Origin of the sequence: Nocardia jiangxiensis NBRC 101359 (assembly GCF_000308615.1) — a bacterium.
In the GTDB taxonomy this organism is placed as follows: Bacteria; Actinomycetota; Actinomycetes; order Mycobacteriales; family Mycobacteriaceae; genus Nocardia; species Nocardia jiangxiensis.
Genome location: NZ_BAGB01000041.1, coordinates 256893 through 273098, shown reverse-complemented (window position 1 = coordinate 273098; position 16206 = coordinate 256893). Strand labels below are relative to the sequence as shown.

At 68.9% G+C, this 16206-nt stretch carries 4 protein-coding genes; 3 read left to right on the top strand and 1 reads right to left on the bottom strand.

Translation table 11 applies throughout. The annotated features are described in order from the left end of the window. The first annotated feature begins 223 nt into the window (after positions 1-223). The 3 genes from ON40_RS15320 (at position 224) to ON40_RS15310 (ending at position 15773) form a co-directional block, all read left to right on the top strand. The gene (locus ON40_RS15320) at positions 224-13912 is read left to right on the top strand and encodes a non-ribosomal peptide synthetase (RefSeq protein WP_083895651.1); all 13689 of its coding nucleotides are present in this window, start codon (positions 224-226) and stop codon (positions 13910-13912) included. After that, positions 13909-14901, top strand: coding sequence for a daunorubicin resistance protein DrrA family ABC transporter ATP-binding protein (locus tag ON40_RS15315; RefSeq protein ID WP_040823026.1), 993 nt, complete (start codon positions 13909-13911; stop codon positions 14899-14901). Before ON40_RS15320 ends, ON40_RS15315 begins: the two co-directional genes overlap by 4 nt. Before the next feature lie 74 nt (positions 14902-14975). After that, positions 14976-15773: an ABC transporter permease gene (locus ON40_RS15310; protein ID WP_174435044.1), complete on the top strand. Its 798-nt coding sequence runs from the start codon at positions 14976-14978 to the stop codon at positions 15771-15773. Positions 15774-15842: 69 nt separating this feature from the next. On the opposite strand, the gene ON40_RS15305 is transcribed toward ON40_RS15310, so the two are convergent. Beyond that, positions 15843-16178, bottom strand: coding sequence for an RNA polymerase-binding protein RbpA (locus ON40_RS15305; RefSeq protein WP_040823025.1), 336 nt, complete (start codon positions 16176-16178; stop codon positions 15843-15845). Positions 16179-16206: the final 28 nt, after the last annotated feature.

The window sequence follows — 16206 nt, the reverse complement described above, 5'->3', positions numbered from 1 at the left end:
CTCTGCGTGATCGAATGTAATCGCGAGGTTTGCGAAGAGGTAGCTGACTAAAGGTCCTATCCGCCAACGCTGTTCGAATCAGAACATTACGAAATCGCTACCGATCCGCACGTCCCGACGCTCCGAATAGTAGGGCGTGGATCAGGTCCCACGGTCGGCGCATGCATGCCCACCGTGGCGATGCTCGGGGAGTTGCGTCAACAGCGGCAGAACGGAGTGATTGATGAGGTCATTGGCCACCGATCGTGTAGACCAATGCTCTTCTGGCGAACTATCAGCACAACCCTTCGCACTCTCGCCCGCGCAGACCGCCCTCTGGTACGCCCAACGGATCCGCCCCGACGTTCCCCTGACCATCGCCCAGTACGTCGAGATCCACGGCGAACTGGACGTGGGCCGTCTGCTGTACGCGATCGAGCGGTTCGGCGCCGAGGCCCAGGTCGGTCAGGTCCGGCTGGTCGAGATCGATGGCATCCCGCATCAGGTGATCGATCCCGCGCAGCGGCCCGAATGCGCCCGGGTGGATCTGCGGCACGAGGCCGACCCCCGCGCGGCGGCCCTGCGCTGGATGAACGATCACGCCAGCAGACAGATCGATCTGGTGCGCGACCCGCTGATGACCAATGTCGTACTGCGCACCGGCGAGCTCGACTACATCTGGTACTCCCGGGGGCACCACATCGTTACCGACGGCTACGGTGCGATGAACGGGGTCACCCGGATCGCCGAGATCTACACGGCCCTGGAGAACCGCACCGAACCGGTGGCCTCCCGCGCGACACCGCTGGCCGATATCTATGCGAGTGAGTCGAGTTATCGCGACACCTCACGGTTCCGCTCGGACCGTGAGTACTGGCTCGAACAGCTCGCCGGTGTGGGGGCACCCATGAGCCTGTCCGCGTCGGCGGCTGTGGCACCGGGCTCCGATTCCGGTCGGCATCGCGCGACACATAAGCTCGGTCCCGAGGTTCAGGCGGAATTGGCAACCGCCACCAGGGTTCTCGATGCCCAGAACTCCACGATGTTCGTTGCCGCACTGGCCTGCTACGTGCGCGCGGTGACCGGTAATCAGGATGTGGTGCTGAGTCTGCCGGTGTCCGCGCGCACCACCGTGGCGCTGCGCCGCTCGGCGGGCGTGGTGTCCAATGTGGTGCCGATTCGGGTGCGTTTCGACGCCACCACGACCCTGCGCGATGTGGTCAAGGCCGCCGAACTGCAGATCACCGGCGCATTGCGGCATCAGCGCTACCGCTCCGACGATATTCGCCGCGACTGCGGATATTCGCCGGATTCGCGCGGATTCTTCGGGCCGATGGTCAACATCATGCTGTTCCACAGCGAGTTGCGCTTCGGCAGCCTGGTCGGCTCGCTGAACGTGCTGTCCACCGGTCCGGTCGAGGATCTATCGATCAACCTCTACAACGGTACCGGCGACCGCATTCATGTGGATTTCGAGGCCAATCCGCACCTGTACGACGTCGAGGAGCTGGCGGTCCACCACGGCCGCTTCGTGGATTTCCTGGCCAGGCTGTTGACCGCCGATCCGGGCGACCTCGTGGCCGAGGTGCCGGTGGTCACCGATGGGGAGCGCGATCTGGTTCTGCGCCAATGGAATGCCACCGAGGCGCCGCAGTGGCCGAGCACGCTGTCCGAGTTGTTCGGCGAGCGGGCCGCGACCTGCCCGGACGCGGTGGCGCTGGAATTCGGCGACGAGACGATGACCTACGCGCAGTTGCGTCAGCAGGCCGACCGGCTGGCCCGGGTGCTGATCTCGCGCGGTGCGGGCCCGGATACGGTGATCGGCCTGGCCGTGCGGCGCAGCCTGGATCTGGTGATCGGCATGTACGCGATCGTGCGGGCCGGTGCGGCGTATCTGCCGATCGATCCGGACCACCCCGCCGAGCGCAACGCGGACATCCTCGAGCAGGCGCGCCCGCTGTGCGTGTTGACCGCCGGCGCCGAGAGCGTCGAGCTGCCGGAAGACCTTGCCCGGTTCGACATTCGTGCGATCGACCTGTCCCGGATCTCCAGCGCGCCGATCACCGACATCGACCGCCACACCCGGCTCCGCCCGGACCACCTGGCCTACGTGATCTTCACCTCCGGATCCACCGGCCGCCCGAAGGGTGTGGGCATCTCGCACGCCGCGATCGTCAACCGGTTGCGCTGGATGCAGCACCAATACCGGCTCGACCGCACCGATGTGGTGCTGCAGAAGACACCCGCCACGTTCGACGTGTCGGTGTGGGAGTTCTTCTGGCCCTTGCAGATCGGTGCGCGCCTGGTGGTCGCGGCCCCCGACGGGCATCGCGATCCGGTGTACTTGGCCCGGGTGATCAGCGAGAAGTCGGTCACCACAGCGCATTTCGTGCCGTCGATGCTGTCGGTGTTCGTCACCGACACCGAGGTCGGCGGATGCACGGCGCTGCGGCGGGTGTTCTGCAGCGGCGAGGCGCTGCCCGCGGCGACCGTGCACGATTTCCATGCGGCACTGGGACATTCGGCTCCGGGCACACCGACCGGGGACCCGTGGCTGCACAATCTGTACGGCCCCACCGAGGCGGCGGTCGACGTCACGGCCTGGAGCTGCGAGGTGGGACAGGACAGCGTGCCGATCGGCGCGCCGATCTGGAACACCCAGGTCTACGTGCTGGACGAACGGTTGCGGCCGGTCCCGCCCGGCGTGGTGGGCGAGCTGTATCTGGCCGGGACGCAGCTGGCGCGCGGCTATCTGGGGCGCGCCGGGCTGAGTGCGGGCCGGTTCGTGGCCAACCCGTTCACCCCGGGCGTGCGGATGTACCGCACAGGCGATCTGGTCCGGTGGCGAGCGACCGGCGGCGTGCTGGAATACCTGGGCCGCAGCGACTTCCAGGTGAAGATCCGCGGATTGCGCATCGAACTCGGTGAGATCGAAGCGGCGCTGCTGGCCGCATCGGGCGTGGCGCGGGCGATCTGCGTGGCGCACCACACCCACGGTGGTGACGAACTCGTCGGATATGTGGTTGCCGCACCGGATTCCGACCTGGATGTCGCCGAGCTGACTCGTGCGCTACAGCGCACGCTGCCCAGCTACATGGTGCCCGCCCATCTGATCGTGCTGGACGAAATGCCGTTGAGCGCCAACGGCAAGGTGGATCGCCGCGCCCTGCCCGAACCGGAGTCCGGTGCGCAGCGCTCGAACTCGGCCATCGTGCCGCGCACGGAGGTCGAGCGACGGCTCGCCGCGATCTTCGAGGAGATCCTGGGCGTCGAAGAGATCGGCGTGGAGGACAGCTTCTTCGAATTGGGCGGTAACTCGCTCTCGGCGGCCCGTGCGATCGCCCGGATCAACACCGCATTGGGCGCGGAGCTGACCATCCGGGATCTTTTCGAATCCGCCAGGGTGGCCACACTCGCCACTGCGCTGGATGATCGTTACCCGCTGTCCGCGCAACCCAAACTCGTCACCGCCGAACGGCCGGAACATATTCCGCTGTCGCTGGCTCAGCAGCGGCTGTGGATTCTGAACCGGTTCGCCGAGCACGCCTCGGCGTACAACATGCCACTGGCCGTGGAATTGACCGGCAGGGTGGATCCCGACGCGTTGCGCGCGGGTGTCCTGGACGTCCTGGAACGGCACGAGAGCCTGCGCACCACCTTCCCGGATTCGCCGCAGGGGCCGCGTCAGCTCGTCCACTCGGCCGCGCAGATCCCGCTGGCTCTGGACGCGATCGACGCAGAAGGCGCGGACGTGCTGGCCCTGGCCGCCGAATACGCCGGGTACGGCTTCGATCTGCGCACCCAGGCGCCGTTCCGCATCGCGCTGTACCGCACCGGGCCCGATCGGTACGTCTTCCTGGTGATACTGCATCACATCTGCGGTGACGGCTGGTCGGTCGCGCCGCTGGCCCGTGACCTGATGACGGCCATTGCGGCGCGCACCGCCGGGCACGCACCGCAATGGACTCCGCTGCCGGTGCAGTACGCCGATTTCGCGCTGTGGCAGCGCGAACTGCTCGGCGACGAGGAGGATCCGGCCAGTGCGCTGGGGCGGCAGCTGAGCTATTGGCGTACCGCCCTGGCCGATCTGCCCGATCAGCTGGATCTGCCACTGGACCGGCCGCGTCCGCAGCAGCGCACCACCGAGGGCGCCCGGGTGGGCGTCACGATTCCGGCCGAGGTGCGCACCGCGGTGGCGGCTCTGGCCGCGGACCGCGGGGTGAGCACGTTCATGGTGTTGCACGCCTGCCTGGCCGTGCTGCTCTCGCGACTGTGCAACACCCGCGATATCGCGATCGGAACCCCGATCGCCGGACGTTCGGATCCGGCGCTGGACGATCTGGTCGGCATGTTCGTCAACACGCTGGTGTTGCGCACCGAGGTCGATCCGGCCGCGGGTTTCGACCGCATGCTCGATCGCGTGCGGGAAACCGATCTGGATGCCTTCGCCAACGCCGATGTGCCCTTCGAACGGCTGGTGGAGGTGGTCAACCCGGCGCGTGATGCCGGACGTCACCCGCTGTTCCAGGTGATGCTCTCCTACGAGAACGATCCGGATCTGCGAATCAGCCTGCCGGGCATGGACGCTCGCGTGCTGCCGATGGAATCCGGCGTCGCCAAATTCGATCTGCAACTGACCGTCCAGGAGAGCAGCGATACGCCGGACGGTCCGTTGCATGCCGAATTCGGTTATGCCACCGACGTATTCGACGAGGCGACGGTGCGCACCATCGCACAGCGGTTCGTCCGCCTGGTCACCGCGACGGTGACCGCGCCCAGCGTGCCCGTCGGGGATCTGGACATCCTCGACGCACGTGAGACGGCCCGGCTGGTGCCGATCACGGGTGCACCGGCCGAACCGCCGATCACCCTGGCCCGCCTGCTCACCGAGACCGCCCAGCACGTTCCCGACGCTGTCGCGGTGCGCTATCTGGGCCGCGACACCAGCTATCGGGAACTGGACGAGGCCTCGAACCGGTTGGCGCGCGTGCTGATCGGATGCGGCGCCGGACCCGAGGTGGTGGTGGCGGTCGCGCTGCCGCGCGGGCTGGACGCGATCACCGCGATCTGGGCGGTCGCCAAGACCGGTGCGGCGTACGTGCCGATCGATCCGGGGTATCCGGCCGAGCGGATCGCGCACATGCTCGTCGATTCCGGCACGATGCTGGGTCTGACCGATGCGAAATCGCATGCGGCCATGCCGGAGTTGCCGGCGCGCCGGGGGCGGCATCGCAAGCGCGACATGGATTGGCTGCTGGCCGGATCACCGGAGCTGGCCGCGGAGATGATGCGCCAGTCCGGCGCCCCGGTCACCGACGCGGATCGGCCGCATCCGCTGCGGGTGTCGCATCCGGCGTACCTGATCTACACCTCCGGATCCACCGGAATGCCCAAGGCCGTCGTGGTCACCCACGCCGGGCTGGCCTGCCTCGCGCACGAGCAGCGACATCTGTTCGGCGTCACGGATTCGGCACGCACACTGCACTTCTCGTCGCCGTCCTTCGACGCGTCGGTGCTGGAACTGTTGCTCGGATTCGCCGCGGGCGCGGCCATCGTGGTCGCCCCGGCCGGGCTCTACGGCGGATCCGAACTCGCCGAGCTGCTGCGCGCCGAGCGGGTGACCCACGCCTTCATCACCCCGGCCGCGCTGGCGACCGTGTCCAGCGAGGGACTCGACGATCTCGAGGCGGTGATCGTCGGCGGAGACGCCTGCTCCGAGGAATTGGTGAGCACCTGGTCCGCCGGGCATCGCATCCACAACATGTACGGCCCGTCCGAGGCGACCGTCGCCGCGACCGCCACCGGGCCGATGGTCGCGGGGCGTCCGGTGCCGATCGGTCTGCCCGTGCGCGGTATGCGGTTGTTCGTCCTGGACAACCGGTTGCACCCGGTGCCGCCGGGCGTCCCGGGTGAGCTGTATCTGTCCGGCCCCGGTCTGGCTCGCGGGTATCTGGGTCGTCATGCCATGACCGCGCAGCGGTTCCCGGCCAATCCGCACGGCCGACGCGGCGAACGCATGTACCGCACAGGCGATCTCGTGGTCGCCGACGCGAACGGTCAGTTGCGGTTCCTGGGCCGGGCGGACGATCAGGTCAAGATCCGCGGCTTCCGCATCGAACTGCGCGAGATCGACCACGCGCTGCGCACGTACCCCGGAGTGCAGTTCGCGCACACCATCGTGCACACCGGTGAGCACGGCACGATGCGGCTGGCCTCCTACATCACCGCCGAGGTGCCGATCGACACCGCGGCCGTCCTCGACTCGGCCCGTCGCCAGCTGCCCGCCTACATGGTTCCGGCCGCGATCGTCGTCATCGACGAGGTGCCGGTTACGCCGTCGGGCAAACTGGACCGAAAGGCGTTGCCGGAACCGGTTTTCGCGTCGGCGAGCGGCTCCCGTACGGCCGAGCCCGGACTCGAGGAACGGGTCGCGGAGGTCTTCGGCGCGGTGCTCGGGCACCCCATGCCGGGTGCGGAGGACAGTTTCTTCGAGGTCGGCGGCAACTCGCTGCTGGCGACCCGGCTGTCCTCGGCGCTGTACGACGAATTCGGCGTCGATCTGCCCGTGCGGGCGGTTTTCGAGGCGCCGACGGTCGCCGATATGGCCGTGCGGCTGATCGAAACGCCCCGGACGCAGCGAACTGCGCTGGCTGTGCGAGACCCGCGTCCGGGACGTCTCCCCTTGTCGCTGCCGCAGCAGCGGGTCTGGTTCCTCAACCGCTATTCTCCCGAATCCAGCGCCTACAACATTGCTTTCGTGATACGAATCGACGGCGATCCGGACATCGCCGCGTTGCGGGCGGCGCTCACGGACCTGGTGGGCCGGCACGAGGTGCTGCGCACGGTGTTCCCGGAGGATCGCTCCGGCGCGTATCAGCTGATCCTGGACACCCACCGGTGCATGCCGGTGCTCGAGCCGGTCGAGACCGACGAGGCGGATGCGGCCCTGGCGCTGCGGACCCTGGCGCAGCGCGGATTCGACCTGACCCGCGAGATCCCGGTGCGAATGGCGTTGCTGCGCACGGGGTCTCAGCAGTTCCGCCTGGGCATCGTGCTGCATCACATCGCTGCGGACGGCTGGTCGCTGATCCCGCTGACCCGTGATCTGGCGATAGCCTATGCCTCGCGCTGCGGCGGGTCGGCCCCGACGTGGCAGCCGCTGCCGGTGCAGTACGCGGATTTCAGTCTGTGGCAACGTGATTGCCTCGGCGACGAGGACAACCCGGTCAGCCTGGCGGCCACCCAGCTGCGGTTCTGGCGCGAGACGCTGGACGGGCTGCCCGAGGAGATGCCGCTGCCCTACGACCGGCCGCGGCCCGAACATCCCACCCAGCGTGCGGGCGCGGTGCGGTTCACCCTGCCCGAGCATGTTCGCGCCGGCATCGACGAGCTCGCCCGCGAACGCGGCGTCAGCCTGTTCATGGTGCTGCGGTCGGCGCTGGCGGTGCTGCTGCGCTCGGTCACCGGCGGTCGCGACATCGTCATCGGCACACCGGTGGCAGGCCGCGCGGACACCCGGCTCGACGATCTGGTCGGCATGTTCGTCAACACCCTGGTGCTGCGTTCGCAGATCGATCCGGATCGCCGGTTCGTCGAGCAGCTGGCCGCGGATCGTGACGGTGAACTCGCGGCCATGGCGCATGCGGATCTGCCGTTCGAGCGGATCGTGGCCGAGGTGCAGTCGCTCGGCGGTCGCGAGGCGCATCTGCGTCCGCTGCTGCAGGTGGCGCTGACCGTGCAGGACGGTCCGATTCCCGCACTGCGATTGCCAGGGCTGGCGCTGCGCGCGGAGGAGCTCGACATCGCGCTGGCCAAGTTCGATCTGGAGTTGCGGGTACTGCCGGGCATCTCCGCCGAGGCCCCCGACAGGCGCTTCGAATTCGTCTACGCCGCTGAGCTTTTCGACGAGGAGACGGTGCGCACGCTGGCCGATCGCCTGGGGCTGGTACTGGCCGCGATCTCCGCCGATCCGCGAATCCCCGTGCGCGACATCGACGCCCGGACCGAGTACGAACGTGCCCGGCTGGCCCCGGCCTACGGCTCGATCGCCACCCCGCAGTGTAGCCTGGCGAGCTATTTCGCCGTCACCGCGCACCTGCATCCCGAACGCGTCGCGGTGCGTTCGGGGGAGACCGAGCTGACTTACGCCGAACTGGATGCCTACTCGAATCGTCTTGCGCGCGAACTCATCCGGCGTGGCATCGGCGCGGGTGACCGGGTCGCCCTGGGACTGAGCCGGTCCCTGGAATCGGTGGCGGCGGTGCTGGCGGTCACCAAGGCCGGTGCGGCCTTCGTGCCGGTGGATCCGAACTATCCCACCGACCGCGTGCGGCATATGCTCACCGACTCCGGCTGCCGGTCGGGTGTGACGGTCGGCGCCCACATCGGGCGATTGCGCGAGGCCGGGGTCGGCGGCTGCGATACCGAATGGCTGCTGCTGGACGACCCGGATCAGCGGGCCGAGATCGAGGATCAGGATCCGTCCGCGGTCGGCGACGCCGACCGGCTGCGCACCGTGTGGACCTCGGAACTGGCCTATCTGATCTACACCTCGGGATCGACCGGCACCCCGAAGGGCGTTGCCGTCACTCACGCCGGGCTGTCCAATTTCGCGGACGAACTGCGTGATCGGATGAAGGTCGACCGCGATTCGCGCACACTGCATTTCGCGTCGCCGAGCTTCGACGCGGCGGTGCTGGATCTGCTGCTGGCCATCGGGTCGGGCGCGACGATGGTCATCACCCCGCCCGACGTGTACGGCGGCGACGAGCTGGCCGCGCTGATGGACCGCGAGCGCATCACCCACACCTTCATGACCCCGGCGGCGCTGGCCACCATCGATCGCGAGCGCTGGCCGCTGCCGGATCTGGTCGGGATCATGCTGGGCGGCGAGGCGCTGGGACCGGAACTGGTGGACCGCTGGGGTCCGGATCATATGGTCTTCAACGGTTACGGCCCCACCGAGACGACCATCGTCGCCACCATCGCCGGTCCGCTGTGTCCCGGCCTGCCGGTGCCGATCGGCACCCTGGTGCGCGGGGCTCGCGCGGTCATCCTGGACGAGCGGCTGCGGCCGGTGCCGGTCGGGGTGCCCGGTGATCTGTACCTCGGCGGTCAGGGAGTGTCGCGCGGGTACTTCGACCGCCCGGGGCTCACTTCGGCGCGGTTCGTGGCCGACCCGTTCGGTCCCGTGGGTACGCGGCTGTATCGCACCGGTGATGTGGTGCGCTGGAATACCGAGGGCGAGATCGTGTACCTGGGCCGCGGCGACGATCAGGTCAAGGTGCGCGGATTCCGGATCGAGCTGGGCGAGATCAGCGCGGCGCTGACCAGCCATTCCTCGATTCGCTTCGCGCACACCGAAGTTCGCGCCATCGCCGGGACCAAGCGGATCGTGTCGTACGTGCTTCCGGCGGACGACGGAGCGAGCGTGGACGCCACCGCGGTGCGCGCCCACGTGGCCGAACGGCTTCCGGCGCACATGGTTCCGGCGAGTCTGACCGTGCTCGACCGCATTCCGCTCACACCGGTGGGCAAACTGGATCGGGCGGCCCTGCCCGAGCCCGAACCGGTGGCGACCCAGGAGCGCGAGCCGAGCACCGATGCCGAACGCCTGGTCGCACAGGTGATTTCGGAACTGGTCGGCGCGGAGACGATCGGCGCGGGTGACAACTTCTTCGATGTCGGCGGAAATTCGCTGCTGGCAACACAATTGGTGGCGCGGTTGGCCGCGGCGACCGGTACCCGGCTCGAGGTGCGATCGGTGTTCGCCACCCCGACGGTGGCCGAACTGGCCGCGCGCCTCGACGGCCGCGGCCGGACGGCCGACGAGGCGCCCGCGCTCAGTCGGCGCACACGTCCGCAGCGGGTGCCGTTGTCGGCGGCGCAGCGGCGGCTGTGGTTCCTCAACCGGTTCAGCGAGTCCGGGGGATCGGGTGATCGGTCCGGGGTGTACAACGTCCCGGCCGCACTGCGCCTGCGCGGCATCGTGGACGTCGTCGCGATGCAGTCCGCGCTGAACGCGGTGCTGGCACGCCACGAGACGCTCCGGACGGTGTTCGGCGAACTCGAGGGCGAGCCCTTCCAGCGAGTGCTGGACCCGGCGGCGGCGCAGGTCGCGATCGGGATGAGCGAGGTCGCCGAGGGCGAGATCGAGGAGGCGGTGCGGCGGCTGGCCGGGCCGGGATTCGATCTGGCGCACTCGGTTCCGCTGCGCGCGCATCTGCTGCGCGTCGCGGCCGAGGATCACGTGCTGGTGCTGGTGGTTCATCACATCGCGATGGACGGCTGGTCGCTCGTGCCGCTGGCCATGGACGTGGCCACCGCCTACCGTGCGCACCACACCGGACAGTCCCCGGACTGGACCGAATTGCCGGTCCAGTACGCGGATTACACGCTGTGGCAGCGGGAAACGCTCGGCAGCGAGGACGATCCGGATTCCGCGGTGAGCCGTCAGCTGGACTACTGGCGCACCGCGCTGGACGGGCTGCCCGAGCTGTTGCCCTTGCCGACCGATCGCCCGCGCCCGCCGGTGCCGAGCTATCGCGGCGGGACGGTGGAATGCGCGATCGATGCGCGGACGCACCGTGAACTGCAGGCGATGGCCAGTGAGCACGGCGTCACCATCTTCATGGTGCTGCACGCCGCACTCGCGACGCTGCTGCACCGGATCACCGATGGTGACGACATCGCGATCGGCACCCCGATCGCCGGTCGCGGCGATCCGGCCCTGGACGGGCTGATCGGCATGTTCGTCGGAACTCTGGTGTTGCGCACCGGAATCGACGGCGATGCCTCGTTCGCCGAACTGCTGCGTGCGGTCCGGGAAACCGATCTGGAGGCGTTCGCCCAGGCCGACGTGCCGTTCGAGCGGCTGGTCGAGGTGCTCAATCCGGCCCGCTCGCAATCGCATCATCCGCTGTTCCAGATCATGTTGTCGGTGCGCAACGAGCCGGTGCGCATGCTGGAACTGCCCGGTCTGCAGATCGAGGCGTGCGATGCGGATCCGGGCATCGCGAAGTTCGATCTGCAGTTCACCCTCACCGAATCGCGGACCGCGGACCGGGAGCCGGACGGCATCACCGTCGCGGTGAACTACGCCCGCGACCTGTTCGACGAGGCGACCGCGGCCCGGCTCGGCAACCGGCTGGTCCGATTGGTGAGTGCGGCGGCGGCGAATCCGGCCACGCCCGTGGGCGATCTGGACTGGCTCGAACCCACCGAATGGTCGGGTCTGGTGCCGGTGCGCGGGGCGAACCCGGGCCGTCCGCTGACCCTGCCGGAGGTGTTCGCCGAGGCGGTGCGGGTCGCGCCGCAGGCGGTCGCGCTGCGCGGTAACGGCACGCAGATCACCTACGACGCCCTGGACCGCTGGACCAACCGGCTCGCGCGGGTGCTCATCGAACAGGGTGTGGGTCCGGAGATGCTGGTCGCTCTGGGTGTCGCGCGATCGGCCGAGTCGGTGGCGGTCACGCTCGCGGTGGCCAAAGCGGGCGCGGCGTTCGTGCCTATCGATCCGGGCTACCCGGATTACCGCATCGCGCATATGCTCACCGATTCCGGTGCGGCACTGGGGATCACGCTCTCCGTATATCGGGAGAACCTGCCCGGCGGGGTGAGTTGGACGGTGCTGGACGCGCCCTCGTTCCGGCGTCGGGTGCTGGCCACCTCGGACGCACCCATCACCGCTGCCGAACGCCGGGGCGAGCTGCGGATGGATCATCCGGCGTACGTGATCTACACCTCCGGATCCACCGGCGCACCGAAGGGTGTGGTCGTCACGCACGGCGGCCTGTCGAATTTCGCGGCCGAGACCGCGCAACGTTTCGAGGTCCGGCCCGGCGACCGCGTATTGCACTTCGCCACACCGAGTTTCGACGCGGCCATGCTGGATCTGCTGCTGGCGCTGGGCGGTGCGGCGACGCTGGTGATCACGCCCCCGGGTGTGTACGGCGGAGCCGAGCTGGGCCGGTTGTTGATGGACGAGCGGATCACGCACGCGTTCATCACCACCGCGGCGCTGGGTACGGTGGATCCGTCCGGGATCACCGAGATGCGCCACGTCCTGGTCGGCGGTGAGGCGCTGCCGCCGGAGCTGGTGACGCGCTGGAGTCGCGGCCGGAACCTGTACAACGTGTACGGCCCGACCGAGACCACCATCGTCACGCTCATCTCGCCGCCGACCGCCCCGGATATGCCGATCACCATCGGCGGTCCGATCCGCGGCGTGAACGCGGTGGTGCTCGATCGCCGCCTGCACCCCGCGCCCGGCGGCGTCACCGGCGAGCTGTACCTGAGCGGTCCGGCGCTGGCCCGCGGCTATCTGGACCGGCCGGGCCTGACCGCGCAGCGTTTCGTGGCGAACCCGTACGGCAAGCCGGGGGAGCGGATGTACCGCACGGGCGATCTGACGCGCTGGTGCGTCCACGGTCGTCGCCGGGAGTTGGAGTACGTCGGCCGTACCGACCATCAGGTCAAGATCCGCGGCTTCCGCATCGAACTCGGCGAGATCGACTCGGCGATGTCGCGGCACGCCGGGGTGGAGTTCTCGTTGACCGTCGGGCATCGGACCCCGGCCGGGGCCACCGCACTGGTGTCCTACGTGAAGCCGCTGGCCGGAACCGCGCCGACGGTGGCCGAACTGACCGCGCATCTGCGTGATCTGGTGCCCAATTACATGGTGCCGCAGTCGATCATGCTGCTGGACCGGGTGCCGCTGACGCCGGTCGGCAAGTTGGATCGCCGGTTGCTGCCCGAACCCGTCTTCGGGTCGGGCACCAGCTACCGGCCGCCGACCACCCCGGCCGAGCGCGCGCTGTGTTCGGCCTTCGCCGAGGTGCTCGGCGTGGATGCGGTGGGTGTGGACGACGGGTTCTTCGACCTGGGCGGTAATTCGCTGCTGGCCACGAAGGTCGTCGCGCATCTGCGGTCCGCGGGGATCGAGATGCCGGTGCAGCTGATGTTCGGTGATTCCACGCCCGCGGCCATCGCGCGGCGGCTGGACGCCGATGCCGGTGAGGTCCTGGCCGCGGCTCTGCAGCCGCTGCTGCCGATCCGATCGGTGGAGGCGGCCGCGCGCAGCGGTGCGCGCGAGCAGACGCTGTCGGGCGCCGCGATCCCGGTCGCAGCCGGTGCCGAACCGCTGTTCTGCGTGCATCCGGCGATCGGGCTGGCGTGGTGCTACTCCGGGCTGCTCGCCCATCTGCCCGCCGATCGGCCGGTGTACGGGTTGCAGGCGCCGCACGTCACCGGCGCCGAATCCCGGGCCACCCTGGCGCAGACCGCGAAAGACTATGTGGCACAGATCAGGTCGGTGCAGCCCGAGGGGCCCTATCAGCTGCTGGGCTGGTCGCTGGGTGGGCTCATCGCGCACGAGATGGCGGTGCAGTTGCAGGAGTCGGGTCAGCAGGTCGAGCTGCTGGCGATGATGGACAGCTACCGGCTGACCGACGAATGGCTCGATCAGGCCGTGCCCGGGGTCGCCGACATCATCGGCGAATTCGGCAGCGACCTGCTCGGCGGCGACCATGCGGTCGATCCGCGCCTGACCCTGGAGGACGCCGCGGAACTGCTGCGCAACCGCCCCGGCCCGTTCGCGGCGCTGACGGTGGACCACCTGCAGCGGCTCTACACCGGTTACGCCGCGGGCGCCGATCTGGCACACGGATTCCGGCCGCGGGTCTTCGAGGGCGATCTGATCTTCTTCACCGCCGCCGAGGACGAGATCAACCGGGCCGACCCGACCCGCTGCGCACAGGCGTGGGAGCCGTATGTGACCGGTTCGGTCCACGACCAGAAGGTGCGCTGCCGCCATTCGGGGATGACCAATCCGGAGGCCCTGGCCGTGATCGGTCCGGTATTGCGAGAACGCTTGGCCGACAAGGCTTTGCGTGAGGACGAGGTACGAGCCGACGACGCGAAGGAGATGCTGTGACCCTGGCGGTGGAGGTCGCCGGATTGGTGAAGAAGTACGGCCGGGTTCGCGTCCTGGACGGAATCGACCTGGAAATCCCCAGCGGCACCGTGATGGGGCTGCTGGGCCCCAATGGGGCCGGGAAGACCACGACGGTGCGCATCGTCACCACGCTGCTCAAGCCCACCGCCGGGTCGGTGCGGGTGGCGGGCGTCGACGTGCTGGGCGAGCCCGCGCGGGCCCGCACCCGCATCGGCCTGTCCGGGCAGTACGCGGCGGTGGATGCGAATCTGTCCGGATTCGAGAATCTGCGCATGGTGGCGCGGCTGTACGGGATGTCGCACAAACAGGCCGCCGCCCGCGCCACCGAGCTGCTCTCGGCGCTGGGCCTGGATCATGCTGCGGGCCGGCGGGCCGGTACGTACTCCGGCGGTATGGCGCGCCGCCTCGATCTGGCGGGTGCGCTGCTGGCCCGGCCGACGGTCGTCGTCCTGGACGAGCCGACCACGGGCCTGGATCCGCGCGGTCGCCTGGACATGTGGCGCGTCATCGGCGACCTGGTCGACGACGGCACCACCGTGCTGCTGACCACGCAGTACCTGGAGGAGGCCGATCTGCTGGCCGATCGGATCACCGTGATCGACCGCGGCCGGGTGATCGCCCGCGGCTCGGCCGACGAGCTGAAGACCTCCATCGGCGGCGACCGGCTCACCGTCACCCTGGCCGCCGGACAGGATCCGCAGGCGGCGAAATCGGTCCTGGCCGAGGTGGGGATCGGTGAGCCGTCGCACGAGGCCGGGACGGACGAGGTCGCGATCGTGGTGGGCGAGGGCTCGCGCACCATGGTCGAGGCGCTGCGCCGCCTGGACGACGCGGGCGTCTGCGTGGTCGACGCCGTCGTGAACCGGCCCAGTCTCGACGATGTGTTCCTGTCTCTGACCGGTGCGCCCGCCGCGCCCGAGGAGACGTCCGAAACCGATGAAGACGTAGCAGAGGAGATCATGTCGTGAGTACCGTCGAACTCGCGCAGGCGCCGTCGGAAACGGCTGCGGCGCACGAGGATCCGGCGACGGGAGTACGTCCGATCCCGGCCCCGGTGCGGGTCTTCCGGGACAGCGCCATCGTCGCGTACCGGAATCTGCTCACGATCCTGCGGGTGCCGACGCTGCTGGTGACCGCCACGGTGCAGCCGCTGATGTTCGTATTCCTGTTCGCCTACATCTTCGGTGCGTCACTGGGCGGCGGTCAGTACCGGGAATTCCTGCTGGCCGGAATCTTCACCCAGACGGTGGCGTTCAACGCGGCATTCACCACGGTCGGCCTGGCCAACGATCTGCAGAAGGGCATCATCGACCGGATGCGCACGCTGCCGATGTCGCGGCTGGCGGTGCTGATGGGCCGCACGCTGTCCGACCTGGTGGTGAACATCCTGTCGCTGGCGGTGATGGTCGCCTGCGGATATCTGGTCGGCTGGCGCATCAACGGCGGATTCCTCAGTGCGGTAGCGGCTTTCGCGGTGATCCTGCTGTTCGCCTTCGCGATGTCGTGGGTGGGCGCGCTGACCGGCCTGCTCTCCCCGAACGTCGAGGTGGCGCAGAGCGCGGGGCTGATCTGGATGTTCCCGCTGACGTTCATCTCCTCGGCCTTCATCTCCGCGGAGACCCTGCCCGGCCCGCTGCGCACGATCGCGCAGTGGAATCCGATCACGGCGGTTTCGGCCGCGGGCCGCAAACTGTTCGACAACGGCTCACCCCCGTCGTTCAAGGTCCCGCACGGCTGGCCCGCGGACCACTGCGTCGAGTACTCGATCATCTGCTCGCTGGTGATCCTGGTGATCGCGATGCCGCTGGCACTGATCCAGTACCGCAAAGTCTCGAGCTAGGCCGGCCCGCTGCTCGGACGCGAAGAGCCGCATTCACCGGATGGTGAATGCGGCTCTTCGCGGTTCGGGCTACCGGCCGCGGCGGGTCTTCAGCAGCTCCAGGCGCTCCTGCAGGAGTTCCTCGAGCTCGTCCTTGGAGCGGCGCTCGAGCAGCATGTCCCAGTGGGTGCGCGGGGGCTTGACCTTCTTGGGCTCCTGGGTGGTGCCCTCGATCAGGATGCCTTCCTGACCGTTGCGGCACAGCCAGGTGGGCGGGATCTCGGCGTCGTCGGCGAAGGGCACATCGAACTCTTCGCCGTTGTCGGTCCGGTACCGCGCCACCCGACGGGGTGCCAGGTCGTGGTCCCGGTCGGTCTCGTAGCTCACCGCTCCGAGTCGGCTGCCTCGGAGTACGCGATCTGCCATGGTGTGCGGTCCTCTCTTAGCCTGTCGG

Coding starts and splice junctions, on each gene's coding strand:
- ON40_RS15320 (WP_083895651.1), top strand. CDS start 224: ATGAGGTCATTGGCCACCGATCGTGTAGACCAATGCTCTTCTGGCGAA.
- ON40_RS15305 (WP_040823025.1), bottom strand. CDS start 16,178: ATGGCAGATCGCGTACTCCGAGGCAGCCGACTCGGAGCGGTGAGCTAC.